Below are 23,108 nucleotides of genomic sequence, written 5' to 3'. Positions count from 1 at the left end.
TCTGTAACCTTGGCGGTTTTAAGCAAAAGCCCGCGCGGAATGCGCGGGCTTTTTGCTTACCGAAATTTTCAGCCGTATTATTGCCGAATGAACAAGGCGCTGACAACCCCTGCCGCTGCCATGGCCACACAGATATAGAGCGCTGCGATGCCGCTGCCAGCGGCTTCGCTGAAATAGGCAAGGATGGGGGCCGCGACAGCGCCGCCGCCGTTGCCGAAAATCGTATACATGGAGCTGGACCGGATCGCCGCTTTGGAATCGACCAGTTCGGAAGGCAGCGACCAGAACGGACCGCTGACAATAGATGTTGAAGCGTATGCCAGAATCAGCATGAAACCGAGCCATTTGATGGAAGTATACGGCACGGCGGCAATCGTGATTACCGAGAGCAAAGCGCCGATTAGCAGGACCGGATACCGCCGCCCTTTAAATACAAAGTCGGAAACAATCCCGCCTAGAGGCGCGGTCACGAAAGAGACGAAAAAAGTGGCTCCCAGGATTGCAGCTGCCGTCTTTTCCGGGATGTTCAAATCGACGGACAGCAGGTGCGGCAGGAAGGAACTCAGGCCATAAATCAGCCAGCCGTTGACAAATACATAGACAGCGGCGGCCCAGACTCTTGACCGGCGCAGCGCATCTTTCATCGTTTTGGGCTTGATATACTTTGAATTTCCTGTGGCCGTTCCGGGATTCTGCCCGGAAGCGCCGCTGCCCCCCAGCAGTTGGTCAATCGAAGATACGCCGGGATAAATTTCGTTCAAGCCTTTAACCGTGAAGAACACCACAGCCGCAAGGATCACTCCAGGCACGCAGACCATAATCGCGCTGGCCGTCTGCCAGGACATTCCTGAGCCCGTCAGCATCGGACCGATAAGGGAGGGAACGGCAAAGCCCACGCCCTGAAAGCCGAACAAAATGCCTGAAGCGATCCCTCTTTGCCGGGTAGGGAACCATACGGAAGTCCCGCCGACGATCGCGCCAATGATCAGCCCGCCCGAAATCCCCTGAATGAAGCGCAGCGCCAAAATGCTAAAGTAGCTGTCCCCCGCAACCGGAAATAGCAGAGTAGCGACAGTATCGATCAGAATTCCGGCCGTTACGGTTTTACGCGGACCCCATTTGGCCCCCCAAGCCCCTCCGATGAGCGGAAAGAGGGTGTACGCGATCATCGAAGAGGTGATCAGAAGAGTAACCTCCGTCGCCGAAATTTTCCATCCCCTTTGAATGGTAATTCCGAATACGGAAATCAATTGCAGGCTCATAAAAAAATGTGCGAAAACAATGACATGGACAAATAATACGTACCAGCGATAGACAGGGGGAGCATCGAGTTTCTTTACAGTAATCGCCAGTTGGCTCAAATGCTCATCTCCTTTTCAGCAGTATCCAGCATCATCTTTGAAACGAATATTGAAAAATTTCATTTTCTTTACTCAAATGCTGTTATAATCTTGATAAACCGTTTTGACGGAACTGAAAAACCGGATTACACATAGAAATGAGCTGATTCACTTGAACTTGAAACCTCTGCTTTATGGCGTCTGCTCGGCGCTGTTCTTTGCCATCACTTTTGTTCTGAACCGCCGTATGGAGCTGTCCGGGGGAAGCTGGGCGTGGAGCTCCTCGCTGCGGTATTTTTTCACGCTGCCCTTTCTGCTGGCCCTTGTGGCCGGACGCCGGAGATTGAAGCCGCTCCTTAGGGAAATGGCGGACAAGCCCTGGCACTGGCTGCTATGGGGAACGGTCGGCTTCGGGCTGTTCTACGCCCCGATTACCTTCGCGGCGGCATACGCCCCCGGCTGGCTTACGGCTGGAACATGGCAAATTACGATTATTTCCGGCTCCCTGCTGGCGCCGCTGTTCGTTACCCGGATACAAGGACCTCAAGGATTGATGGTCACAAGGGGCAAAATCCCGCTTCGTGGACTCGGCCTCTCCCTGATTATTCTCGCTGGCGTTGCGCTGCTTCAACTTGAACATGCGCAGAGGCTGTCCGCCTCGCAGGTGCTGCTTGGCATCGTGCCCGTTCTCATCGCTTCCTTCGCCTATCCGCTGGGCAACCGCAAGACGATGGAGCTGTGCGGCGGCCGGCTGGACGTCTTCCAGCGCATTCTTGGAATGACGCTGGCCAGCATGCCCTTCTGGGCGCTGGTTGCACTGCTCGGCTGGAAGGAGGCTGGCCTTCCTTCGGAAGGACAGCTCGTTCAGTCCGCGATTATCGCGCTTTCATCGGGCGTTGTGGCGACGGTGCTGTTCTTCCGGGCCACCGATATGGTCAGACACAGCATGACCGGGCTGGCGGCGGTGGAGGCCACACAGTCGCTTGAGGTGCTGTTTGCCCTGCTTGGGGAGATGGTTATCCTGTCCGCTCCCGCTCCGGCTGCTATTTCCTGGGCCGGAATTGCCGTTATTATTATTGGCATGGTCTTGCACAGCTTATTCTCTCACTCCAAGTCGGAGAAGGAACGCAAGGGAAAGCGGAGCGAAGTGGAGAGCATTTCCGCGGCGCAGTGACATCCGGAGGCCCTTGGCGGGCTTGTTGCGGGAAGGCTGTGGGACCGATATAATAAAAAGTATTCTAAATTTCGGACGATAGCTGCGGATACGCCGCTCTGTCAAAGGATGGTTGTTGCAGTTGGAAAATAATCCGGAAGCGGTATTTACCTTTCGCTCCCGCAGCCTGCGGGAGACGGAAGCGCTGGCGCAGGAGCTGGCCTCCGCAGCCGAGCCGGGCTGGGTCATCGGCCTTGACGGCGATTTGGGTGCGGGCAAGACGGCGTTCTCGCAGAGCTTTGCCCGGCATTTGGGCGTTCAGGGCATTGTCAGCAGTCCTACATTTACCATTATCAAGGAATATGCGGGCCGAATCCCGCTGTATCATATGGATGTGTACCGGCTCTCGCTTGAGGAAGCGGATGAGCTTGGATTGGACGAATATTTTTTCGGACAGGGAATTTGTCTGGTGGAATGGAGCAGCATTATCGCGGAGCTTATGCCTGAGCGGCATATGCATATCCGCCTGGAGACGACCGGGCCGGAGGAACGCGTGATTACAGTGGCCGGAACCGGAGAGCCTTATGCGGGCGTCTGCCGCGGACTGATACAGAAGTGGGGTTAAGAAAGAATGACGAGTGCAAAAGAACAGCCGCGCAAGCGGTTTTTGGCGTTGGATACGGCGACGGTAACGCTCGGCGTAGCGGTGACGGAAAGCGGCAGAGTGGTGCATGAAATCAATGCGTCGGGAGAACGCAACCATTCCGTGCATCTTCTGCCGATCATCGGGGAGGCGCTGCAGCGCTCGGGCGGCGCTGAAATGCTGAAAGGCATTACCGTCGGCATTGGTCCGGGCTCCTATACGGGAACCCGGATTGCCGTGACGGCGGCCAAGTCGCTGGCGTGGAGCTGGAAGCTTCCCGTCGTCGGCGTGTCCACCCTTCAGGCGCTGGCCTGGGGCGGCTGGAATGCCGGGGCGGGAAGCCCGGAGGACGCCGCCGGTTTAGGCGCCCGGCCCGGAGAGGGCTTCGGGCCGGATTGGATCGTTCCGCTGCTCGACGCCCGGCGCGGACAGGCTTATACGGCGCTGTTCGCCGCGCAAGGCGGAGAAGCGCCCCGGCGTCTGGCATCCGACAGGGTCCGCCTGATGGCGGATTGGGTCGGGGCGCTTGCGGAGCGCATTGAGGCTGCCAAGGCGCAGGGGGAGTGTCCCCGCCGCCTGTGGTTTGTCGGCGAGACGGCGGTACATGGCGGCGCGGAATCGCTGAAGCCGCTGGAGGGAGCCGCCGAGCTGCGCGCTCAGCCTTATGAGCTGGAAGGGCGCTGGATCGGATTTCTCGGGGAAGCGCGGCATGCGTCGGGGGACACCGACGACGTGCACAGCCTGATCCCGAATTATACGCAGCTTGCGGAAGCGGAAGCGAATTTGCTTAAAGCCGGCAAAGGGGGCGTGAAATCGAGATGATGGAAGCTGAACCGGCAAAAGGGCGGGAAGAAGGCCTTGTTTTTCGGCTCATGAAAGTGGAGGATATCCCCGATATTCTGGTGATCGAACGGGAAGCCTTTACAATGCCCTGGACGGAGGAAGCCTTCCGCAATGAGCTGACGCATAATCATTTTGCTAAATATATGGTGATGGAATATGAAGGGCGCATTATCGGCTACGCAGGAATGTGGGCGATTGTGGACGAAGCGCATGTGACGAATATTGCTCTGCTGGAGGAATACCGGGGGCGCAAATGGGGCGAAAGGCTGCTGGATGAGCTGATGAGAACCGCCTCCTATCTCGGGATGAAGTCAATCACGCTGGAAGTGCGGGTATCAAATGACATCGCCCAGAATTTGTACCGCAAAAAGGGCTTTCGCCCTGCCGGACTCCGCAAAGGATATTATTCCGACAACCGGGAGGATGCGATGATCATGTGGGCGGATCTGCCGTCTTACCTGGAGATTTAAGAGTGAACAGGTTCATGGAAGGAAGAGTGGAATTAAAATGAAGGACGAAACGGGCGCTCAGAAGCCTGTCTATATATTGGCGATCGAGACCAGCTGCGACGAGACGTCGGCGGCTGTTGTAAAAGACGGCTGGGAGGTGCTGTCGAACATCATCTCCAGCCAGATCGAAACCCACCGCGCTTTTGGCGGGGTAGTGCCCGAAGTGGCCTCCCGTAAGCATGTGGAAGTTATTACCCTCATCGTTGAAGAGGCGCTTGCCCGGGCGGAAATAACGCCGGATAAGCTTGACGCGGTGGCGGTTACACAGGGGCCGGGACTGGTCGGTGCGCTGCTGGTCGGGGTAGTGGCGGCCAAGGCGCTGGCGCTGGCCTGGAACAAGCCGCTGATCGGAACGCATCATATCGCCGGACATATTTACGCGGCGCGTCTAGTGAAGGAACTGGAATACCCGGCGCTGGCGCTGGTAGCTTCCGGAGGGCATACGGAGCTGGTCAGCCTGGAATCGGAAGGGCGATTCAAGATCATCGGCCGCACACGGGACGACGCCGTCGGCGAGGCTTACGACAAGGTGGCCCGCGCGCTCGGGTTCCCTTATCCCGGTGGCCCGCATGTGGACAAGCTGGCCCATGAAGCGGCGGAAGCGGCTGCGCTTCCCCGGGTGTGGCTCGAGCCGGACTCCTATGATTTCAGCCTCAGCGGCCTGAAGTCTGCTGTGCTGAATCTGGTGAACCAGAGCCGGATGAAAGGGCAGGAGCCCGATGCGGCGGCTATTGCCCGGGGGTTTCAGGAGTCCGTCGTCGAAGTGCTGGTCGAGAAAGCCGTCCGGGCCGTCCGTGCCACGGGTGCCCGGCAGCTGCTGCTCTGCGGCGGCGTCGCCGCGAACCGGGGCCTCCGCGAAGCGCTGACGGCCCGATGCGGGACAGAGGGCATCGAGCTGATTATTCCTCCGGCCGTCTACTGCACCGATAATGCCGCCATGATCGGCGCCGCGGCCTATACGAAGTGGCTGCATGACGGAGGAACGCCGCTGGATATGGTAGCCGATCCCGGCTTCTCTCTCGAACATTGGTCGGTATAAATCTCTTGACAGCAGGGAAGTCCCGCGCGTATAATCGTGGCAATCATAACGATAAACGCGATGATCGGAAACAGTAAGGTTAATTCCGGGGATGAAGAGAGCTGCGGGTAGGTGCGACGCAGCCGAAGGAGACCTGAACTCGTCCGGGAGCGGAGCGGCGGAACCAGAGTATGTCCGGCTTAAGCTGATCAGCTGGCATACGTTAACCGGCAGTGCACGGCCGGTGGGCAGTACGCCGTTACGGGACGTTCCCGTGATAGAACGGTCATTCGAAAAGGGTAAGCCCTTAGGCTTAACCGGACTTTGGATGACGGCAAAGGGGATATTTCGATGAAGCCGCCTTAAGCGCGCCGAGCCGAAATATCAACAAGAGTGGTACCGCGAAGGCACAGCCTGTCGTCTCTTGAAGAGACGGCGGGCTTTTTTGTTTTTAAATAATAGCTGAAAGTGTATAACGCGATGAACGGGAGCAGTAGAAGGATAGATGGCAGGCAGAGAGCTGCGGGTCGGTGCGACGCAGCAGCCATCTCCTTTGAATCTCGCCCGGGAGCGGAGCGGCGGAAACCGCAGCTTGCAGCCCTGCCCATTGGAATCCCGGATTGGCCATCCGGGTATCCGGGAGGCAGGCCAGGCGGCGGCGAGTACGCGGCTTACGGATCGTCCCCGTTACCGGACTTTCTCAAATAAGACGCCTTCTGACTGGAGCGGCGCTATAAGAGAAGATGAGCTGGACGCAGCCGGGGACTGTACAGATTCCCGTACAGGCGCGTCAAGAAGAGTGGTACCGCGGAGGGGAAACCCGCCGTCTCTTTGGAGGAGACGGCGGGTTTTTTCTGTTTTTTAATTTTACCATCGGGAGGAATTTATAATGACCATACAGACGCGAAAGAAGATTCATATCTTTGATACAACGCTCAGAGACGGTGAACAGGCGCCGGGCGCAAGTCTGACCCCGGAGCAGAAAATCATGCTCGCAGGCAAGCTCGCCGAGCTTGGGGTGGATGTAATGGAGCCGGGATTTCCGGTATCCAGCCTGGGTGATTTTGCGGCGGTGCAGGCGATTTCCCGCCAAATCCGAAACGTCGAGATTTGCGGCTTTGCCAGGGCCGTCAGAGGCGATATCGATGCCGCCGTCAAGGCGACGCAGGACGCGGAGAGACGGCGCATCCATCTGTTTATCTCGTCGTCCGATATCCATCTGCGCCACCAGCTGCGCAAGAGCCGGGCAGAGGTCGTGGCGACGGCGAGGGAAATGACGGCCTACGCCCGGCAGTTCTGCGATACCGTGGAGTTTACGGCCATGGACGCCGCGCGGACAGGTATCGACGACTTGATTGAAATGGTCGAGGCCGTCATTGAGGAAGGCGCGACCATTATCAATTTGCCGGATACCGTCGGCTACGCGCTGCCGCAGGAATACGGCGAGATGTTCCGCCGGGTGCGGCAGGGAGCCAGAGGCGGCGATAAGGTCAGCTACAGCGCCCACTGCCATAACGATCTGGGCCTGGCCGTCGCCAACAGCCTTGCCGCGATTGCCGGAGGCGCGACGCAGATTGAAGTGACTGTAAATGGGATCGGCGAGCGGACGGGAAACTGCGCACTGGAAGAGCTGGCGATGGCGCTGGAAACCCGGGGAGAGGCGCTGAACGCAGCTTCGGGGCTGGCCTTAAACAAGCTGTACGAAACTTCGCGCCTGGTCAGCGAGACGATGCATTTTCCAATTGCCTACAACAAGCCGGTTATCGGCCGGAACGCCTTCCAGCATGAATCGGGCATTCATCAGGACGGGCTGCTCAAAGACCGCAGCACCTATGAGATCATGGACCCGGAACGCCTCGGCATCCCCCGCAGCATGATCGTCCTTGGTAAGCACTCCGGCCGGCATGCCATCAAGGACCGGGCCGCTCAGTACGGCATCACCCTGGAGCCGGCTGAACTGGAGAAGGTGTACGAATCGTTCAAGGCGGCGGCAGACCGCCAAAAGACGGTCAGCGATGAAGAGCTGCTGGAGCTGGTCAAACAGACCACTGGACGTCAAGCTCAAGGAGTATAAACGGGGCGAGGTTTAAGCCGCCAGCATGGGGAATCGGCGCAGGTACCGATGTGGTAAGGTTATCTTTCAGGGGCCCGACTTGGAGCGAAGCGCATACGGGCTGTACAAGGGAGGTGGCGGCCAGCTGAAGAAATGACCGTGGCTATTTCCCAGGGAATGAACCCAAAGCCGGTGTTTTGCGTGGCTGGTGCTGCGTTCGCTGGGGGGAGTGTTAGTGACGGGGCCGCCGCAAGCCTCTCGGCCCGCTGCCCTTCACAGGCCGGCGGGTTCTTTTTCTGGCATAAATCGAGTTATAGTTCAAGAGGGATGTAATTTGTCAAGCTGTGGACAAGGTTATCCACATATTCCGCCGAATCTGTGTAAAAACTGTGTAAGATCAGCAACCAAGCATCTTTTTTTAATCCCCGGAACAGGGCATAAGTTTTCAACAGAAAGATATAAAAAATGTGGATAATGTGGATAATGCGGTGGATAAAAAAGTCCTTGACAGCGCGATCAGCGATTTGACGCAAAAAAAAGGGCCCAAAGGCCCTTTTTTTGGTAATAGTTATACACGATATTTGGGGACAATCCTGTGGATAATCTATTGGGATCTGATCCTAATTTGTAAATTCCGCGAGAACTTCCCATTCGCTAAAAAATTCGGAAAGCCGCTGTTTTTTTTCATTCAAATCCCGTTCATGCTCCTGCAGTGCCACGTAATCCTGATAGATCTCCGGCTTGGTCATCTCTGTTTCGACAACCGCGATCTCTTCCTCCAGCTTGGCGATGGATTCCTCCAGTTCGGCCAGCCGGCGCTGACGGTTCCGCTCCTCGCGTTTGGCCTGTTTATCCGTTTCGTATGAAGCGGCGCCTCCTTTGTCGGAAGCGGGGGCCGGACCTTTATCGGCGCTGCCTGCAGGAGTGGCCGGAACACTCCCGGCATCCTCGCTGGCGAGATCCTCCAGCTCTCCTTTTTTGGCAACATAGTCGTCGTAATTTCCGAGATACGGGTCGATTCCGCCCGGATGAAGCTCGAGCACGCGCTCGGCCATTTTGTTCAGGAAGTAACGGTCATGGGAGATAAAGAGCAGGGTTCCTTCAAAGTCGATCAGCGCCGATTCGAGCACCTCGCGGCTGACAAGGTCGAGATGGTTGGTCGGTTCGTCGAGAATGAGCATGTTGGCGCCACGTAGCATCAGCTTCGAGAGCGCAACCCGGGCTTTTTCACCGCCGCTGAGGGCGGCTATTCTCTTCTGAACATCCTCGCCGCTGAACAGGAAGTTACCTAGTATCGTCCGGATTCGCGCCTCCTCCAGCATCGGATATTCGCTCCAGAGTTCCTCCAGCACCGTATTTTTCGGGTTCAGCCGGGTCTGCTCCTGGTCGTAATAGCCGATTTTGACCTTGGTTCCCCAGGTCACGCTTCCGGCGGAAGGCTCACGGGAGCCGATCAGGCATTGCAGCAGCGTCGACTTGCCGATGCCGTTCGGACCGACCAGAGCGGCCGTCTCGCCTCGGCGAAGCTCGAAGGATGCGTTTTTGAACAGAGGATCGCCCTCTGCGAAGGCTACGGCGACTTCCCTGACCTGCAGCACTTCCTTGCCGGAATGGAACGAGGGCTCGAAGGAGAAGTTCGCTTTTTTCAGATCGCCGAGCGGCCGTTCGATCCGATCCATCTTCTCCAGCGCCTTGCGCCGGCTCTGCGCCCGTTTGGTTGTGGAGGCCCGCACGATGTTGCGCTGCACGAATTCCTCCATCTTGGCAATCTCGTCCTGCTGCTTCTCGTACTGTTTGAGCCTGCTCTCATACTCTGCGGCCTTGAGATCCACATAGCGGCTGTAATTGCCAGTATACCGGCGGGACTCATGGCGTTCGATTTCCACAATGGCCGTCACCAGCCGGTCAAGAAAATAGCGGTCATGGGATACGACCAGGATGCCGCCGGAATATCCGCGCAGATAGTCCTCCAGCCAGGTCAGCGTTTCGATGTCCAGATGGTTGGTCGGTTCGTCCAGCATCAGCAGGTCAGGAGCCTGAAGCAGAATGCGGGCGAGCGCGAGGCGGGTCTTCTGCCCGCCGCTCAAGGTCGAAATCGGCGTGTCAGGTGGGAAATCCCCGAAGCCCATTCCGTGGAGTACGCTGCGGATGCGCGTATTCATTTCGTAGCCGCCGTGGTCCTTGAACCAGTCCGACCGGGTGGAATACCGTTCCAGCAGCTCTTCATAACGCTTCTCGTTCTCGGCCGCAGCCGGATCGGCAATTTGCTCCTCCAGCTGCCGCAGCTCGGCCTCCGCCTCGATCAAGGGAGAGAACACGGCGAGTATTTCCTCCTGAATGGTGCGGTCGGACTGCAGACCGCTGTTCTGCGCCAAATATCCGACGGTTGTTTCCTTGGATTTATAAATTTGACCGGAATCATAGGACAGCTCACCGGCCAATATCTTAAGCAGGGTCGACTTTCCGGCTCCGTTGACGCCGACGAGCCCGACCCGCTCTTTCTCATTTACCTGCAGGTTGATGCCTTCCAGCACGGGCTGGATGCCGTATAATTTCGTGATTCCTGACGCTTGAAGAAGCATGACAAATGAAACCTCCACCTTATAAGACTTCGCTTGCGGCCAGCGATCATGCCGCTGTACCGTTCATGGACCTTTATTCCTAATCATAGTGTACATGAAAAGACTTTTTTGCGCGAGGTCAAAGGGTTCCGGGGGCGTCTTGGCGAATTCGGAATAACAGTGGTAAACTGGAGATAAGGATTTACCCTGAAATGTAAGACATTATTCCGCTGCCGGCTGTGAGCTATGAGTTACACTTGAAGCGGGAATCTATAATATTATGGTGAACCAAGGATAAAGGCTTGGGCGAATGTAAGGAGGCAAAAGGGTGACACACGCGGACTTGCAGCTTGCCGCCTACAAGCGCGAGCTGCGCCGAAGCGCCGTCTCCGTCCGTGACGGAATCCCTCCGGCGCGGAGGGAGGAGTTATCCTCGCTTGTATGCCAACATGCATGGCAGTGGCTGGAGGAGAACGGTGCGGACTCGGTTATGGTGTACGTTCCCTTCCGTTCAGAGCTGGATACGCGCCCGCTGATTGAGCGGTGCTGGAAGACGGGCCGCAGGGTCGTTCTGCCCCGTGTCCATGCCAGTTCCGGGGAGATGACCCTGCACGCCGTAGAATCATGGAGCGAGCTTGCGCCGGGAACGTACGGCATTCCAGAGCCTGCGGAGAACCTTTCTGCAGTTGAGAAAGGAAGCGAGCCACCGGTCGTTTTCGTTCCGGGCCTGGCCTTTGATGCCAGGGGAGGCCGGCTTGGCTACGGCCGGGGTTACTACGACCGGCTGCGGGCCCGTCTGTACGGAGCCTCCGCGCCAGGTGCGGAGAGGAAACCGGTGTGGATCGGTCTCGCTTACGGCGCGCAGGTCTTGAATGAGGTGCCCATGGAAGCTCATGACGCTTTTATGGACATGCTGATTACCGAGAAAGGAATACTGCATTGCACTGCCGAAGGAAAGGGGATTGACGCAAGATGAAGTTAACGCATTTCAACGGTCAGGGCAGAGCGCGCATGGTTGATGTTAGCGATAAGGAAGTGACCAAGCGCGAAGCTACTGCGAAGAGCAGGGTAACGATGGCGCCGGAAACGCTTGACGCCATCAAAGCCGGAGCCGTAGGTAAAGGGGATGTGCTTGCCGTCGCCCAGGTCGCCGGCATTATGGCCGCCAAGAAGACGGCCGACTGGATACCGATGTGCCATCCGCTGCCTTTGACGGGCATCGATATCCGTTTTTCAGACAACACCAAAGATGAACTATATATAGAAGCGACAGTCAAGACCACCGGCAGAACGGGCGTTGAAATGGAAGCCCTGACAGCCGTCTCCGCCGCTGCGCTGACGGTATACGACATGTGCAAGGCGCTGCAGAAAGACATGGTCATCGGGCCGACGCTGCTTGCGTCCAAGACGGGCGGCAAGAACGGCGATTATGCACGGGAAGAAGTGTAGTCCTATTAGTACATAATGAAGACAGAGAGGAAGGAGAACCTATGGCGTGGAAGACAGCAATCCTGACGGCCAGCGACAAGGGGGCTCGGGGCGAGAGGGAGGATACGAGCGCTCAAGTGATCCGCGAGCTGGTGGAGGAGGAGCTTGGAGGGGAGATCGTAGAGTACCGGATTGTTCCCGACGAGCCGGATGAAATTATTGCGGCGCTCATCGAATTGACCGATTACTTTCAGGCCGATCTGGTTCTGACCACAGGCGGCACAGAGCTTGCCATCCGGGATGTGACGCCGGAAGCGACGCGCCGGGTGATCGAACGGGAAGTGCCGGGCATGTCTGAGGCGATGCGGAGTACGGTAATGCAGAAGAACCGCGCCGCCATGCTGTTCCGGGGGATCTGCGGTATCCGCGGCCGGACGCTGATCGTCAATCTGCCGGGCACCCCCAAGGGCGTGCATGAGCATTTGGCCGCCATTATGGATCAGTTGCCGGAGGCGCTGCTGATGGTAACCGGCCAATACCGGCAGTAGGGAATGCGAATCATTGGGCGCTTGCGGCTCCAATTCTCCAAACAACTGCTTCCGTTTGGATTTCGACATACATTACAGATGCAAGTGTGATTTAAGTTATGGTATGATATAGTTGTCGAAAACGGTGTCACGAACGGAACAGGGAACAAGGAGGAATGAACATGTTAAACGGTATTGGGGCTCCGGGCATCATACTGCTTGTCATTCTGGCGCTGCTGCTCTTTGGCCCGAACAAGCTGCCCGAACTGGGCCGCGCAGTCGGAAGAACCTTCCGTGAGTTCAAGGAAGGAACCCGCGATATAATGGCCGACTCCGAGCCGGCGGTCAAGAGCGAGCCGCCCGCGCCGGGCCAGGCGCAGAATGCGCCTGCCTCCCTTGAGAAGCGTTTGCCGGAATAAGCAGGTCCGGAATTTTTATATGTAGAACCAATGCGGAGGCGCCCTCTAAGTCCCCGGACTTTACGGGGTGCCTCTATTTTTTTGAAATAAAATAAGGCTGCCGGCCGGAAGAAGAGGGGCTAATCGCTTGGAACCCGGGAAAATGACGATTGTCGAGCATCTCACGGAGCTGCGCAGAAGAATCATAGCCGTGCTGGTCGTCTTTACCATCGGCCTGGCCGGCGGGCTGTTCTGCGCGAAGCCGGTCTATGAATATCTGATCCATGCCGATCTGGCTCAGGGCTTCGTGCTGCACGCTTTCGCCTTCTGGGACGGCATCGGCATGTATATGAAGATTGCCATGGCCGTGTCGCTGACCGTTTCCATCCCTTTCATCGTCTTTCAGCTTTGGGCCTTCGTCAGTCCCGCTCTGCGGCCGGAGGAACGGAGCGCAGCCCTGCGGTATGTGCCGTATGCGCTAATTTTGTTTGTGGCCGGTCTTCTCTTCGCTTATTACATCGTGTTTCCGATGGCGCTCTCCTTCACCGTCTCGGTGACGCGCGATTTGGGACTGGAGGAGACGTACGGCATCGCGCAGTATTTCAATTTTATGTTCAGCCTGCTGCTGCCGATGGCGATGCTGTTCGAGCTGCCGCTGATCGTCATGTTTCTCACCAAGATTCGGCTGCTGAACCCGCTCCGTCTGCGTAAAATGCGCCGCTATGCCTATTTTGCGCTGGTCTTTATCGCCGTCGTCATTACGCCGCCGGATTTCATCTCGGATTTTCTGGTCACTGTTCCTCTGATTGTTCTCTATGAATTCAGCGTATTTCTGTCCGCGGCTGTTTACCGCAAGCAGCTAATCGCCGACGCGGCGCTGGAGGCAAGATACGCCGCGGGAGACCATGCCTGAATCGGGCTGCGCCCATGCGGATTCCCGAAAGCGGCAGGCATATTTTGACGGGCTATGGATAGAATGAAAGAGAGTGCGGCTTGGACAACCTGCCGTATCTTTTTTTCCAAATTCGAGTAGAAAAAAGAGCAAAAGGACTTGAAATCCGCAGTCAAGTTGAGTAATATAAAAATTGTTGTTAGCACTACCGACTGTCGAGTGCTAACAGGCCCGAAAGATATGCCAGCCGGACTGCCGGCTCTCATGTCTCATGAATGACCCGGAGCATGCTTTTTCCGGAGCATCATTCTTTTTAACCCTGTGTTCAAGCATAACAACATAATTTTCAAAGGAGGCTATTTTTCATGATCAAACCTTTAGGTGAACGCGTACTGGTGGAACCAATCCAGCAGGAGGAAACGACTTCATTCGGAATCGTGCTTCCGGACTCGGCGAAGGAGAAGCCGCAGGAAGGCAAAATCATTGCCGTAGGCAGCGGCGCTCTGAAAGACGGAGTTCGCGTACCGCTGGAAGTGAAGGAAGGCGACCGCGTCATTTTCTCGAAGTATGCCGGAACCGAGATCAAGTATGAAGGCAAAGAGTATTTGATTATGAAAGAAAGCGACATTCACGCGATTCTGGGTTAATCCTAAGAGGACCGTCTATAAGATTTTAATACCGATACTTACAATTCATAGGGAGGTAACTTGACAATGGCAAAAGATATCAAGTTCAGTGAAGACGCCCGCCGCGCAATGCTGCGTGGGGTAGACGCTTTGGCAAACGCGGTTAAAGTAACGCTCGGACCAAAAGGCCGCAACGTGGTGCTGGAGAAGAAATTCGGCAGCCCGCTGATCACGAACGACGGCGTTACCATCGCCAAAGAAATCGAACTGGAAGACGCCTTCGAGAACATGGGCGCTCAACTGGTTAAAGAAGTTGCAACCAAGACAAACGACGTAGCCGGTGACGGTACGACGACTGCAACTGTTCTGGCTCAAGCGTTGATCCGCGAAGGTCTGAAGAACGTAACTGCCGGCGCCAGCCCAATCGGTCTGCGCAAAGGTATCGACAAAGCGGTTCGCGCTGCAGTAGAAGAACTGCAAAAGATCTCCAAACCGATCGAAAACAAACAATCCATCGCTCAAGTTGCGGCTATCTCCGCAGCCGACGAAGAAGTAGGCCAACTGATCGCCGAAGCTATGGAAAAAGTGGGCAAAGACGGCGTAATCACCGTTGAAGAATCCCGCGGCTTCCTGACCGAGCTTGAAGTGGTGGAAGGCATGCAGTTCGACCGCGGCTACATCTCCCCGTACATGATTACCGACACGGATAAAATGGAAGCTGTGCTGGATAACCCTTACATCCTGATCACCGACAAGAAGATCAGCAGCACGCAAGAAATCCTGCCGCTGCTTGAAAAAATCGTTCAACAAGCAAGACCGCTTGTTATTATCGCCGAAGACATCGAAGGCGAAGCTCAAGCGATGCTGATCGTGAACAAACTGCGCGGAACGTTCAACGCTGTTGCCGTTAAAGCTCCTGGCTTTGGCGACCGCCGCGAAGCGATGCTGCAGGACATTGCCGCTCTGACCGGCGGTCAAGTCATCACCGAGAAGCTTGGTCTTGACCTGAAGAGCGCAACTGTCGATCAGCTTGGTAACGCCCGTCAAGTGCGCGTAACGAAAGAGAACACAACGATCGTTGACGGAAGCGGCGCGAAAGAAGACATTCAAGCCCGCGTCAGCCAAATCCGTGCCCAACTGGAAGAAACGACTTCCGAGTTCGACAAGGAGAAGCTGCAAGAGCGTCTGGCGAAGCTGTCCGGCGGCGTAGCCGTTGTCAAAGTCGGCGCTGCTACCGAAACCGAACTGAAAGAGCGCAAGCTGCGCATTGAAGACGCCCTGAACGCTACTCGCGCTGCGGTTGAAGAAGGTATCGTATCCGGCGGCGGAACCGCGCTGGTTAACGTATATAGCGCCGTAGCCGCTGTTGAAGCGACAGGCGACGAGAAGACCGGTGTGAGCATCGTGCTCCGCTCCCTGGAAGAGCCGATCCGCACGATCGCTGCGAACGCAGGCCAAGAAGGCTCTGTTATCGTTGAGCGCCTGAAGAAGGAAGCAATCGGCGTAGGTTACAACGCCGCTACCGACGAGTGGGTCAACATGATCGAAGCCGGTATCGTCGACCCTGCGAAGGTAACCCGCTCCGCGCTGCAGCACGCTGCATCCGTAGCCGGTCTGTTCCTGACCACCGAAGCTGTTATCGCCGACAAGCCGGAGCCTGAAAAAGGCGGCGCGCCTGACATGGGCGGCATGGGCGGAATGGGCGGCATGATGTAATAAAATAAAGAAAACCCTTGAATTGCCTGGTGTTTCAGGCTTTTCGAGGGTTTGTATATAAGAATAAATCACGTAAAAATCACATTTATTGCGGTTTTTTAAAATTCAGGATGCTGCCGAAGTTGATTTTCAATTTATCGGCGGCATTCTTTTTCATTTTATCCGTGACATGCGTATATATCTTCAAAGTCGTTTTTGCATCGTCATGACCAACACGAGCCTTCCTTCATCCGATTTATGAGTGTCTTCTGCAGGATAGGATATCCGTTTTTCTCTTCCAAATACATAATTTTCGTTTGCGAAGTCGTCAAATATACTCCGGTATTGCTTTTGTAACTTTTCTTGCTTGATTTTGTGATCCTTAAGAATTTCTATGATGCTTTTATCGATATCAAACGTTCTGACCGATCCCTTGGTTTTTGGCGGGGTAACTTCATTACGCCTCATGTTATTGTATGCGTTGTAAAGAGTCTTTGTAATGCCTATGATTTAGACTGATCCGATAAATACAACAGCGGCAGACTAAGACGCAAAAGTATAGTCCCAGACTGGCCGCTGTATAAAGGGCTAGAATTTCTCGGTGCTCTCCTGAGAGAATGTAAGGTCACGTAACAAATCTGATTAGGCGGACACGCAGTGTTCAAAACACGCCAGCTCGATAACTTGCAACATGAGGCAGCCGCGGATGATCAATCCTTGCTGAAGTGAAGGGAACCGTTGGTTTGTTTTTGTTAAGCGACTTCACCAGTCGGCATGATGAATACGGATTACCACGCTAAAACTCCTCTCTCATTCAGGAATTCACCGTTGTGACGCTTACCATCTGTTGCGTAACCTACGATAATGGCAGCGGCCTCCTCTTTAGATTTACCGCCTTCAGCATTGCCGTTCAGATCTGTTGTAGTAAAACCCGGCGTTACTGCAAAAACTTGAGCGTTGCTGTTTCTTAATTCATAGGCCATGGAAAGGGTCATGGCATTGTTGGCCGTTTTAGACGAATTGTAGTCAAAGGCGTTTAATGTGAATTTAGCATTTTGCATATGGTCAAGTGAGGCCATGTCGGTCGATACATTTACGATAGTGCCTTCGCTATCCTTAATTAACGGAAACAAATGCTGGTTTAATCGGAAAGTACCGAAAAAATTGACTTCAAAGGCGTTGCGCAGGTCTTCTTCTTTGGTTTCTGTAAAAGAGCGAGAGAAAGCGCCTGGCATACCGGCGTTATTGATTAGAAGCTTCAAGTCCGGGTAATTCTTTTTGATCATATCTGCAACCTGCTCGATCTTCTCCAAAACGGTCACATCTACTTGTACGAACTCCACGTCTAGCCCCTGGGTAACTAGTTCAGACACGGCTGCCTGGCCTCGTTCGGTGCTGCGAGCGCCAAGGATTACTTTCCAGCCTATTTCACCAAGCTGTTTTGCAATCTCAAATCCAATTCCTTTATTAGCGCCGGTTACAAATGCGGTCTTTTTCATACAAATCCTCCATTCTAAATTATTTTTTCGTTTAACGATTTATAATTTACTATGCTACACTTAGTGTTGCTCGTTCCGTGCAGCCGCTTCTAACTCCGTTAATCTGTTAAAAAGGGGTACCGGGCCTTCGAAGCGTATTTATTATTATTCGTTGAAACGATTCGCGAAATCAGATGGAACCGCCATTGGCACGGATAGTCTGCCCGTTAATCCATCGGGATTCATCGCTCACCAAGAAAAGCACGATTTTGGTGATGTCCTCCGTTTCCCCTAATCTCCCTAAGGCATTCATACTGGCAAACGTCCTAATCTGCTCCTCCGATTTTCCGGCGGTAAACAGTTCCGTGTTCACCGGCCCCGGTGCGATCGCGTTAATCGTAATTTTCCTCGGTCCAAGCTCCTTAGCCAGATGACGCGTAAATTGCTCGACGGCACCTTTCGTCCCCCCATATAGGCTATACGTGGGAAGCATCATCCCTACAATAGAAGTAGAGAAGTTAATAATGCGGCCGTTCTCGCTCATGGTTCGCGCCGCTTGCTGAATTGCGAAGAATGTTCCCTTCACGTTAATTGCGAAATGCTTGTCGAAGTCCTCTTCCGTAATGGCGGTAAGCGGCTTCGTCGCCATGACGCCAGCGTTGTTCACGAGAATATCTAATCGCCCATAGGCCCGTAGCGTTTCGTCGAACAGCCGCTCAACTTCAGAAACTTTCCCGACATCGGCTTGCACGGCAATTGCTTCGCCGCCACTTTGTCTAATACCGTTCACGACTTCTTCTGCTTTCGCTGGACTGCTTGCGTAATTCACAACGACTTTTGCGCCAGCTAAAGCCAACGTTTCGGCTATCTTCTTACCGATGCCTCGAGATGCTCCTGTTACCAATGCTACTTTTCCTTCCAGCGTTTGAACCATTTTTGATCCCCATCCTTTTTATAATTTGATATGATTCCGTCTTACATCACGGCCGATGCAGTGAGCAATTCATCTAAACCTATGCGGCGAATGAATTCAATACGAACTTTCTCGGAAAGCTCCGTCACCTCTTCGGCACCGTCATTGACGAAATCGATGACAGCGCGAGCGGGGCGGCTGCCAGTCGGCAAGCTCACGATCCGAGCGACTTCGTCGGCCACGGCTTGAGGGTCGGCTTCGGGAGGTGTAAGGGCACTTAAACGTGCGCCGACCTCCTCGAGCAGGCCGTTGATCCGCTCGTACTCCGAAGAAGTCTCGTTGTCTTGCGGTCGGCCCGCGTTCGGGAAGTGAGAAGTCCCTTTCGTAAAGGCTCCCGGCACGACAAAGGACGTCTCAATACCGAACTTCGCGACTTCGTAGGCCATCGTCTGCGCTAGAGAGTCCATGGCTGCTTTCGCTGCGACGTAAGGTCCAAGGAATGGAGGAAATCCGCCTCTTACGGTCGTGCTGCTGATCCAAAGTAGCAATCCGGATTGTCGCGCCCGCATGTACGGCAGTACTGCGCGGTTGACTCGCTGTGAGCCGAGGACGTTCGTCCCGAACACATTCATGATTTCCTGAGGGGTATAGGCTTCCACGACCCCGACGACGAGATGGCCGGCATTATGCATGACTACATCAAGTTGACCTTGTTCTTCTACGATGGTTCGAACCGCTTGATCCGCTGAGGTTTGCGACAATACATCTAGTTCAATTGGCCTTAAAGTGTACCCATGAGCCTCAGCATAATTGTAAAGTTCCTCCGCTTTCTTTGCGTTTCTACCGCTGATGTCACGCATGCTGGCTTATACCGTATGTCCCTTTGCTGCCAATGCCTTCGCGGATAAATAACCGATTCCAGAGCTGGCTCCTGTGACAAGAACGACATTTCCTTCCTTCTTCACCATTATTCTCACATCTCCTCTCTTGTTGATTCCAATATACATCTGACACATATCAAATGTCAACTAACAAAAATATGATATTGTTATTACATTCATCTCTCTTACTCTCCAAGATTAATTCAAGCCAAACAGCTTGACTAGCGCGAAACCTAAACCCGAGGAAGGAGAGCCGATCATATCGGCGGCGAACGACTTCCTGAGCAGTTTCCTCTAGTTGAGATGGGACTCGCCATCGGCAAATAAACTGGATCTTGGTATGATCCTCTATATGGGAGATGAACGAAAGCGTTTAGCAACCAGTTCATGCAGCGAGCCGGGCTTTAAGTTAGACGCTCTTATGTTTTTAACAGCAGCCAAGGGGGCAAAGAAGCAGTATCAGCTGGACTGGGTATTGCTATGCTGTCCCTATGGGTGGTTGAGGCAGGAGAAATTATTGAAATCCCTATGAAGGAAACCCGACTTTAGTCCGGAATTTTTCTTTGATACGATCTAAAGAGGAATGTAACAACAATGGCTGTCCATGTTTTGTGGAAAGGCTTCTTTCCAAATGCAATATTAAAAAGGCAGCGACGACTAGGACCCTCTAAGGCCTAGACCACCGCTGCTTTTATTTATGCTTTCGTTCTATGTTTTTGTAATAAGGATTGGTGCAGCTCATTAAACCACTTATCGTAAACCGGACAAGAGCAGCTGCCATACGGCGTCGAACTCCTTGTCGATTTCCGGGTTCTTCCACTCCGGTGCATGAGCGGGATGGTGGAAAGTGCTCGTCGCCAGGAAGAAGGCACGGGCCTTATTTGCCGCATTCCCAGACTGGAATTCCTTCGTTTCGACTCCATATTCCAGAATCGATTCGATTTGGCGGACGAGACCGTTGACATGGACCTTAATCAATTCCTCCGCCTCGATAGTTACGGCCGCATACATTGCGAACATCTCCGGTTCTTCCGCAGCGTATGTTCTTTTTTTCGAGATGAGGGTTTCAACCCACAATCTCAACCTCACTTCCGCGCTTCCTTCCTGCTTTTCCGCCTCCGCCTGCAATGGAAGCAAGATACTGTTATATAACCACCGTTCCGTAACGGCTTCGCGCAAAGCCGCTTTACTTGGGAAATGACGATATAACGTTCCATGACTCACTTGAAGAAATTTCGCGATATCGACGACCGATGTTTTCTCTGGTCCATACCGTCGCAGCACTTGTTCGGCGGCATTTAGGATCATTTCTCTTGTTAGTGGCGCTTCGGCAGTCATCTTCGTCACCTCTTTGCTTCGAATATAAATTACAAATATCATTATTACATCTTTGTCACTGAAACACAAATCTTATCGATAAAGGAGTTTTCACAAATGAGAATTCATGCTAAGTACCGTCAGCTTCTTTTCATTTCGTCGATGTCGATCACGTTAACGTTCATCATGTCCGGTATCATGACTTATGTACTCGAGGGCGGTTTAATCCCGCATTTCATGAGCGCATGGATGAAAGATTGGGGCATTGCTTTCGTGATCGCATTCGGGCTTAACTTTTTCCTTCCGGTTAGAATTCGCCGCTTCGCAAACCGCTTTAAAAAGGGGCAGTTGGTTGTCTATGTATTAACGATTTCGTTCATCATGACTTTTATCTTGTCCTTTGTCTTGACTGCCGTAGCCATGCGCGGTTTTATCCCTGGATTTGCAGGCTATTGGATGGGAGCCTGGCGCGTCGCCTTCAGCATCGTCTTCGTATTGAATTTCTTCCTGCCACAATGGGTCGGCCGAATCGTCGGCACATTGATTATGAAACCCGCAAATACCTCTGTAATCACATAACCGGCATGCGATTGTGTATGTCTGCCATTAAGCTATTAGGATCTGTCGTAATAATCGTGCATGTACTGATCTTTTTACCCTCCGGATCTACCCAGGTATCGTACAGACCAGCCAGCGAGAAAATGCCACCGTCTTTCTTGAGGATACGCATAGGCTGCTTGCATTTTGCCTTCCTGTTTCCACTCATAGAATCCATCCGCTGGGATGATGCATCGCCGTGAGCTGAGAAGGGCGTTTAAACGCAGGTTTTTCGGTTAGTGTTTCGGCTCGGGCGTTGATCATCTTATTGCCTATCTTGTCATCTTTAGCCCCATGATGGCACCAAGCCCCAGTGTAAGTTCCCCCAACCGATTACCGTCATTGCTGCCCACGACAGCCGGGATAAACTGCATCGGTGCTGCATTATAATTCGGAGAATAGTGGTTAATCGTTGCTTCCTCAATCAGGTACCTTAACATCAATTCTTCAAAAATTACGGTAATCAATATCGTCCGCACATGTTATTTGCCTCCTTTTATAGGATTGATCTTATTTTATCACGGATTTCTAATCCACATTATTTCCGTGTTTCTGGACATATTAATACTGCAATAAATAAGGGGATAAAGGAGCGATATTATTGGGGATTTTAAATGGCAATCCAAAAGATGAACCAATGCATTATGGTGAAATCTTTAGTGTGTGGCAAGCCTCTATGATGGCTAGAGGAGCTGTGTCGAGATACCAAGCATTTTTGAATCATGCTGGTGATAAAGACCTGAAAAAAATCCTGGGTGCACTTATCGATCAAGCGGAATTGGAAATGAAAGAATGCGATACATTACTTACCGCTAATGGAATTGCACCTGCACCAGTATTGCCTAAAAGACCAGAAGCAAAACTTGAAGATATCCCTGCTGGCGCAAGATTTACCGACCCCGAAATCGCCGCTCAGATTGCAGTAGATACTTCAGCGGCTTTGGTTGCGTGTAGCCAAGTAATGGGACAATCCATTAGAGTTGATATCGGAGCTTTATTCGGTAAATATCATGTAACAAAGGCGGCATTAGGGGTTAGAATTCTTGAGGTATCTAAAGAAAAAGGATGGATCGTTCCTCCGCCACTCCAAATTAAACGACCAGAACTGGTTAAGGCCTAAGAAAATAAAATCCCGTGAGTTATGCGGGATTTTTCTTTGTCAAACGATAAATTCCATAAACCCCGGACTCCGAAGGGCTGATGATCCCAGACGGGTGTGGCTTTCCGACGGTCCTTGGACGGCGGCAAGCCTAATTTAGATAAAGGGAATACCAATTCAATGAAAAGAGGGAGAATTGTGCAAAATTTAGGAGTTCATGAAAAATTGGAATTGCACGAGCTTCTTACATTTAAAACAACATGCTTTACCAAAAGCCAAACAATGCTGCCGATGGTCACTGATGAAAGACTGAAAAACATTCTTCAGCAAGATATCGCATCGGGAAGGGAAGATATCTCGCAACTTAAAAATCTGCTGGTGTAAAGGAGGAAGAATTTTGAGTTCAATTATTAAAAACGTTACTGGAATGAATGCGATTACGGATCAAGTAATTGCTTCTGATTTATTGATCGCTGCTAAAAGTGGAATTAAGAGCTATGGCATCGCATTGAGTGAAGCAGCGACTCCAGAAGTTCGGAACGTCCTGTGTGACCAGCTCAGCAAAGCGGTCAGCCTTCATGGGCAAATTTTTAGTTACATGAAGGATAATGGTTATTACAATGCCTATGATCCGGAGCAGCAACTGCGGATGGATATCCAAAATGCCGACAAAGCACTGTCATTACCGAATGCGTAATTTACCTACTGGCGTTCATATAAAGGGGCTGTCCCAAAAGTAGTTTTCATACTACCCAAGGCAGCTCATCGAGCAAAAATGGGTTGTAAAAATTAGCCGAGCAGGCAATTCTCCCGTCATTGGAGAATTGCTGCTCGGCGTTTTTGGTCCACCTTGGCTTGTTTTCCCAGGTTGTGAGCAAGGGAAAGCCACCCGACCTCTAGGGTGACTTTCTCCATCCCTCGAAGTAGAAACCGCCGGTAGCCCCGGTTATTCTTCACTTGTCCGTACACACTTTCCGGCTCCGTCATCCGGCGCACCGCCAAGGCATAACCTTCCTCGCTTTGCAGGAGTTCTCTGGCTTGCTTCTGGTACCGTAACCGTTCCAGACTCACAGCGATTTCCCGGTCTCCCGCTGCTTTCGTGCATCGTTCCTTGAGCGGGCAGCCTGCGCAGCTTGA

The 23,108-nt window shown here is 53.3% G+C and carries 26 protein-coding genes, 1 pseudogene and 1 other annotated feature; of the genes and pseudogenes, 17 read left to right on the top strand and 10 right to left on the bottom strand.

What is annotated here, in order from left to right:
• Positions 1 to 77 precede the first annotated feature (77 nt).
• Positions 78 to 1,361 carry an MFS transporter gene (locus tag G5B47_RS20795; RefSeq protein ID WP_165102248.1) on the bottom strand — a complete coding sequence of 428 codons (1,284 nt, stop codon included), beginning with the start codon at positions 1,359 to 1,361 and terminating at the stop codon, positions 78 to 80.
• Positions 1,362 to 1,518: 157 nt separating this feature from the next.
• On the opposite strand from G5B47_RS20795, the gene G5B47_RS20790 reads away from it, so the two are divergent.
• From G5B47_RS20790 to G5B47_RS20765, 6 genes and pseudogenes are all read left to right on the top strand, one after another.
• Positions 1,519 to 2,514 carry a DMT family transporter gene (locus G5B47_RS20790; RefSeq protein WP_165102571.1) on the top strand — a complete coding sequence of 332 codons (996 nt, stop codon included), beginning with the start codon at positions 1,519 to 1,521 and terminating at the stop codon, positions 2,512 to 2,514.
• A 121-nt stretch (positions 2,515 to 2,635) separates the two neighbouring features.
• Complete coding sequence (tsaE, locus tag G5B47_RS20785) at positions 2,636 to 3,118, top strand: tRNA (adenosine(37)-N6)-threonylcarbamoyltransferase complex ATPase subunit type 1 TsaE (protein WP_165102245.1); 483 nt, start codon at positions 2,636 to 2,638, stop codon at positions 3,116 to 3,118.
• 6 nt (positions 3,119 to 3,124) lie between these two features.
• A complete protein-coding gene (tsaB, locus tag G5B47_RS20780) occupies positions 3,125 to 3,958 on the top strand; it encodes a tRNA (adenosine(37)-N6)-threonylcarbamoyltransferase complex dimerization subunit type 1 TsaB (protein WP_165102242.1) in 834 nt (277 codons plus the stop codon).
• Positions 3,955 to 4,449, top strand: a complete 495-nt coding sequence (rimI, locus tag G5B47_RS20775) for a ribosomal protein S18-alanine N-acetyltransferase (RefSeq protein ID WP_038595577.1) — start codon at positions 3,955 to 3,957, stop codon at positions 4,447 to 4,449. Before tsaB ends, rimI begins: the two co-directional genes overlap by 4 nt.
• Positions 4,450 to 4,486: 37 nt before the next feature.
• Positions 4,487 to 5,527, top strand: a complete 1,041-nt coding sequence (gene tsaD, locus G5B47_RS20770) for a tRNA (adenosine(37)-N6)-threonylcarbamoyltransferase complex transferase subunit TsaD (RefSeq protein ID WP_165102240.1) — start codon at positions 4,487 to 4,489, stop codon at positions 5,525 to 5,527.
• Between the two features lie 51 nt (positions 5,528 to 5,578).
• Positions 5,579 to 5,934: a binding site (T-box leader), on the top strand.
• A 461-nt stretch (positions 5,935 to 6,395) separates the two neighbouring features.
• A pseudogene (locus tag G5B47_RS20765) lies at positions 6,396 to 7,571 on the top strand (2-isopropylmalate synthase); the annotation flags it as partial.
• 608 nt (positions 7,572 to 8,179) lie between these two features.
• Here G5B47_RS20765 and abc-f read toward each other — a convergent pair.
• Positions 8,180 to 10,141: a ribosomal protection-like ABC-F family protein gene (gene abc-f / locus G5B47_RS20760; RefSeq protein ID WP_165102237.1), complete on the bottom strand. Its 1,962-nt coding sequence runs from the start codon at positions 10,139 to 10,141 to the stop codon at positions 8,180 to 8,182.
• Positions 10,142 to 10,448: 307 nt separating this feature from the next.
• Between abc-f and G5B47_RS20755 the strand changes: the two genes are divergently transcribed.
• The 7 genes from G5B47_RS20755 (at position 10,449) to groL (ending at position 15,707) form a co-directional block, all read left to right on the top strand.
• A complete protein-coding gene (locus G5B47_RS20755; RefSeq protein ID WP_165102234.1) occupies positions 10,449 to 11,096 on the top strand; it encodes a 5-formyltetrahydrofolate cyclo-ligase in 648 nt (215 codons plus the stop codon).
• A complete protein-coding gene (gene moaC, locus G5B47_RS20750) occupies positions 11,093 to 11,569 on the top strand; it encodes a cyclic pyranopterin monophosphate synthase MoaC (protein WP_165102232.1) in 477 nt (158 codons plus the stop codon). Before G5B47_RS20755 ends, moaC begins: the two co-directional genes overlap by 4 nt.
• Before the next feature lie 41 nt (positions 11,570 to 11,610).
• Positions 11,611 to 12,096 carry a MogA/MoaB family molybdenum cofactor biosynthesis protein gene (locus tag G5B47_RS20745; RefSeq protein ID WP_025333510.1) on the top strand — a complete coding sequence of 162 codons (486 nt, stop codon included), beginning with the start codon at positions 11,611 to 11,613 and terminating at the stop codon, positions 12,094 to 12,096.
• A gap of 161 nt (positions 12,097 to 12,257) precedes the next feature.
• The gene (tatA, locus tag G5B47_RS20740) at positions 12,258 to 12,494 is read left to right on the top strand and encodes a twin-arginine translocase TatA/TatE family subunit (RefSeq protein WP_165102229.1); all 237 of its coding nucleotides are present in this window, start codon (positions 12,258 to 12,260) and stop codon (positions 12,492 to 12,494) included.
• Between the two features lie 142 nt (positions 12,495 to 12,636).
• Complete coding sequence (gene tatC / locus G5B47_RS20735) at positions 12,637 to 13,386, top strand: twin-arginine translocase subunit TatC (protein ID WP_165102569.1); 750 nt, start codon at positions 12,637 to 12,639, stop codon at positions 13,384 to 13,386.
• 344 nt (positions 13,387 to 13,730) lie between these two features.
• A complete protein-coding gene (gene groES / locus G5B47_RS20730) occupies positions 13,731 to 14,012 on the top strand; it encodes a co-chaperone GroES (protein WP_165102226.1) in 282 nt (93 codons plus the stop codon).
• A gap of 66 nt (positions 14,013 to 14,078) precedes the next feature.
• The gene (groL, locus tag G5B47_RS20725; RefSeq protein ID WP_165102223.1) at positions 14,079 to 15,707 is read left to right on the top strand and encodes a chaperonin GroEL; all 1,629 of its coding nucleotides are present in this window, start codon (positions 14,079 to 14,081) and stop codon (positions 15,705 to 15,707) included.
• Between the two features lie 767 nt (positions 15,708 to 16,474).
• Here groL and G5B47_RS20720 read toward each other — a convergent pair.
• From G5B47_RS20720 to G5B47_RS20705, 4 genes are all read right to left on the bottom strand, one after another.
• Positions 16,475 to 17,185, bottom strand: coding sequence for an SDR family NAD(P)-dependent oxidoreductase (locus G5B47_RS20720; protein WP_165102221.1), 711 nt, complete (start codon positions 17,183 to 17,185; stop codon positions 16,475 to 16,477).
• Between the two features lie 169 nt (positions 17,186 to 17,354).
• Entirely contained in the window at positions 17,355 to 18,098 is a 744-nt protein-coding gene (locus G5B47_RS20715; protein ID WP_165102219.1) for an SDR family oxidoreductase, read from the bottom strand.
• Positions 18,099 to 18,139: 41 nt separating this feature from the next.
• Positions 18,140 to 18,937: an SDR family NAD(P)-dependent oxidoreductase gene (locus tag G5B47_RS20710; protein WP_206107473.1), complete on the bottom strand. Its 798-nt coding sequence runs from the start codon at positions 18,935 to 18,937 to the stop codon at positions 18,140 to 18,142.
• 771 nt (positions 18,938 to 19,708) lie between these two features.
• Positions 19,709 to 20,296, bottom strand: a complete 588-nt coding sequence (locus G5B47_RS20705; RefSeq protein ID WP_235957250.1) for a TetR family transcriptional regulator — start codon at positions 20,294 to 20,296, stop codon at positions 19,709 to 19,711.
• Between the two features lie 96 nt (positions 20,297 to 20,392).
• On the opposite strand from G5B47_RS20705, the gene G5B47_RS20700 reads away from it, so the two are divergent.
• Positions 20,393 to 20,854 carry a DUF2798 domain-containing protein gene (locus G5B47_RS20700; RefSeq protein ID WP_165102217.1) on the top strand — a complete coding sequence of 154 codons (462 nt, stop codon included), beginning with the start codon at positions 20,393 to 20,395 and terminating at the stop codon, positions 20,852 to 20,854.
• Here the strand turns inward: G5B47_RS20700 and G5B47_RS26085 are convergent.
• From G5B47_RS26085 to G5B47_RS26075, 3 genes are read right to left on the bottom strand one after another with little or no spacing between them, the layout of a single operon-like run.
• Positions 20,847 to 21,005 (bottom strand): SOS response-associated peptidase family protein, encoded by a 159-nt coding sequence (locus tag G5B47_RS26085; protein WP_328804615.1) that lies wholly within the window; start codon positions 21,003 to 21,005, stop codon positions 20,847 to 20,849. The two genes, G5B47_RS20700 and G5B47_RS26085, sit on opposite strands and share 8 nt — an antisense overlap.
• Positions 20,929 to 21,099 carry an SOS response-associated peptidase family protein gene (locus tag G5B47_RS26080; RefSeq protein ID WP_328804614.1) on the bottom strand — a complete coding sequence of 57 codons (171 nt, stop codon included), beginning with the start codon at positions 21,097 to 21,099 and terminating at the stop codon, positions 20,929 to 20,931. Before G5B47_RS26080 ends, G5B47_RS26085 begins: the two co-directional genes overlap by 77 nt.
• A gap of 45 nt (positions 21,100 to 21,144) precedes the next feature.
• Positions 21,145 to 21,351 carry an SOS response-associated peptidase family protein gene (locus G5B47_RS26075; RefSeq protein ID WP_328804603.1) on the bottom strand — a complete coding sequence of 69 codons (207 nt, stop codon included), beginning with the start codon at positions 21,349 to 21,351 and terminating at the stop codon, positions 21,145 to 21,147.
• A 122-nt stretch (positions 21,352 to 21,473) separates the two neighbouring features.
• Here G5B47_RS26075 and G5B47_RS20690 point away from each other — a divergent pair, with 122 nt between their 5' ends.
• The 3 genes from G5B47_RS20690 (at position 21,474) to G5B47_RS20680 (ending at position 22,668) form a co-directional block, all read left to right on the top strand.
• Positions 21,474 to 21,992, top strand: coding sequence for a DUF3231 family protein (locus tag G5B47_RS20690; protein ID WP_165102215.1), 519 nt, complete (start codon positions 21,474 to 21,476; stop codon positions 21,990 to 21,992).
• Positions 21,993 to 22,169: 177 nt separating this feature from the next.
• Positions 22,170 to 22,355: a hypothetical protein gene (locus G5B47_RS20685; RefSeq protein WP_328804602.1), complete on the top strand. Its 186-nt coding sequence runs from the start codon at positions 22,170 to 22,172 to the stop codon at positions 22,353 to 22,355.
• Between the two features lie 13 nt (positions 22,356 to 22,368).
• Positions 22,369 to 22,668, top strand: coding sequence for a spore coat protein (locus G5B47_RS20680; protein ID WP_165102211.1), 300 nt, complete (start codon positions 22,369 to 22,371; stop codon positions 22,666 to 22,668).
• 116 nt (positions 22,669 to 22,784) lie between these two features.
• On the opposite strand, the gene G5B47_RS20675 is transcribed toward G5B47_RS20680, so the two are convergent.
• Positions 22,785 to 23,108: transposase (locus G5B47_RS20675; RefSeq protein ID WP_206107471.1), on the bottom strand; the 324-nt coding region annotated here is incomplete at its 5' end.

The sequence above is a fragment of the Paenibacillus apii genome (genome assembly GCF_011043685.1).
GTDB lineage: Bacteria > Bacillota > Bacilli > Paenibacillales > Paenibacillaceae > Paenibacillus_AQ > Paenibacillus_AQ sabinae.
This window is presented reverse-complemented; position numbering and strand designations above follow the sequence as displayed.

Bases quoted from the DNA above. Each gene is read 5' to 3' on its own strand.
- tsaB (WP_165102242.1), top strand. From the start codon at position 3,125: ATGACGAGTGCAAAAGAACAGCCGCGCAAGCGGTTTTTGGCGTTGGAT.
- rimI (WP_038595577.1), top strand. From the start codon at position 3,955: ATGATGGAAGCTGAACCGGCAAAAGGGCGGGAAGAAGGCCTTGTTTTT.
- tsaD (WP_165102240.1), top strand. From the start codon at position 4,487: ATGAAGGACGAAACGGGCGCTCAGAAGCCTGTCTATATATTGGCGATC.
- abc-f (WP_165102237.1), bottom strand. From the start codon at position 10,141: ATGCTTCTTCAAGCGTCAGGAATCACGAAATTATACGGCATCCAGCCC.
- moaC (WP_165102232.1), top strand. From the start codon at position 11,093: ATGAAGTTAACGCATTTCAACGGTCAGGGCAGAGCGCGCATGGTTGAT.
- G5B47_RS20745 (WP_025333510.1), top strand. From the start codon at position 11,611: ATGGCGTGGAAGACAGCAATCCTGACGGCCAGCGACAAGGGGGCTCGG.
- tatA (WP_165102229.1), top strand. From the start codon at position 12,258: ATGTTAAACGGTATTGGGGCTCCGGGCATCATACTGCTTGTCATTCTG.
- tatC (WP_165102569.1), top strand. From the start codon at position 12,637: ATGACGATTGTCGAGCATCTCACGGAGCTGCGCAGAAGAATCATAGCC.
- groES (WP_165102226.1), top strand. From the start codon at position 13,731: ATGATCAAACCTTTAGGTGAACGCGTACTGGTGGAACCAATCCAGCAG.
- groL (WP_165102223.1), top strand. From the start codon at position 14,079: ATGGCAAAAGATATCAAGTTCAGTGAAGACGCCCGCCGCGCAATGCTG.
- G5B47_RS20720 (WP_165102221.1), bottom strand. From the start codon at position 17,185: ATGAAAAAGACCGCATTTGTAACCGGCGCTAATAAAGGAATTGGATTT.
- G5B47_RS20715 (WP_165102219.1), bottom strand. From the start codon at position 18,098: ATGGTTCAAACGCTGGAAGGAAAAGTAGCATTGGTAACAGGAGCATCT.
- G5B47_RS20710 (WP_206107473.1), bottom strand. From the start codon at position 18,937: ATGCGTGACATCAGCGGTAGAAACGCAAAGAAAGCGGAGGAACTTTAC.
- G5B47_RS20705 (WP_235957250.1), bottom strand. From the start codon at position 20,296: ATGACTGCCGAAGCGCCACTAACAAGAGAAATGATCCTAAATGCCGCC.
- G5B47_RS20700 (WP_165102217.1), top strand. From the start codon at position 20,393: ATGAGAATTCATGCTAAGTACCGTCAGCTTCTTTTCATTTCGTCGATG.
- G5B47_RS26085 (WP_328804615.1), bottom strand. From the start codon at position 21,005: ATGCGTATCCTCAAGAAAGACGGTGGCATTTTCTCGCTGGCTGGTCTG.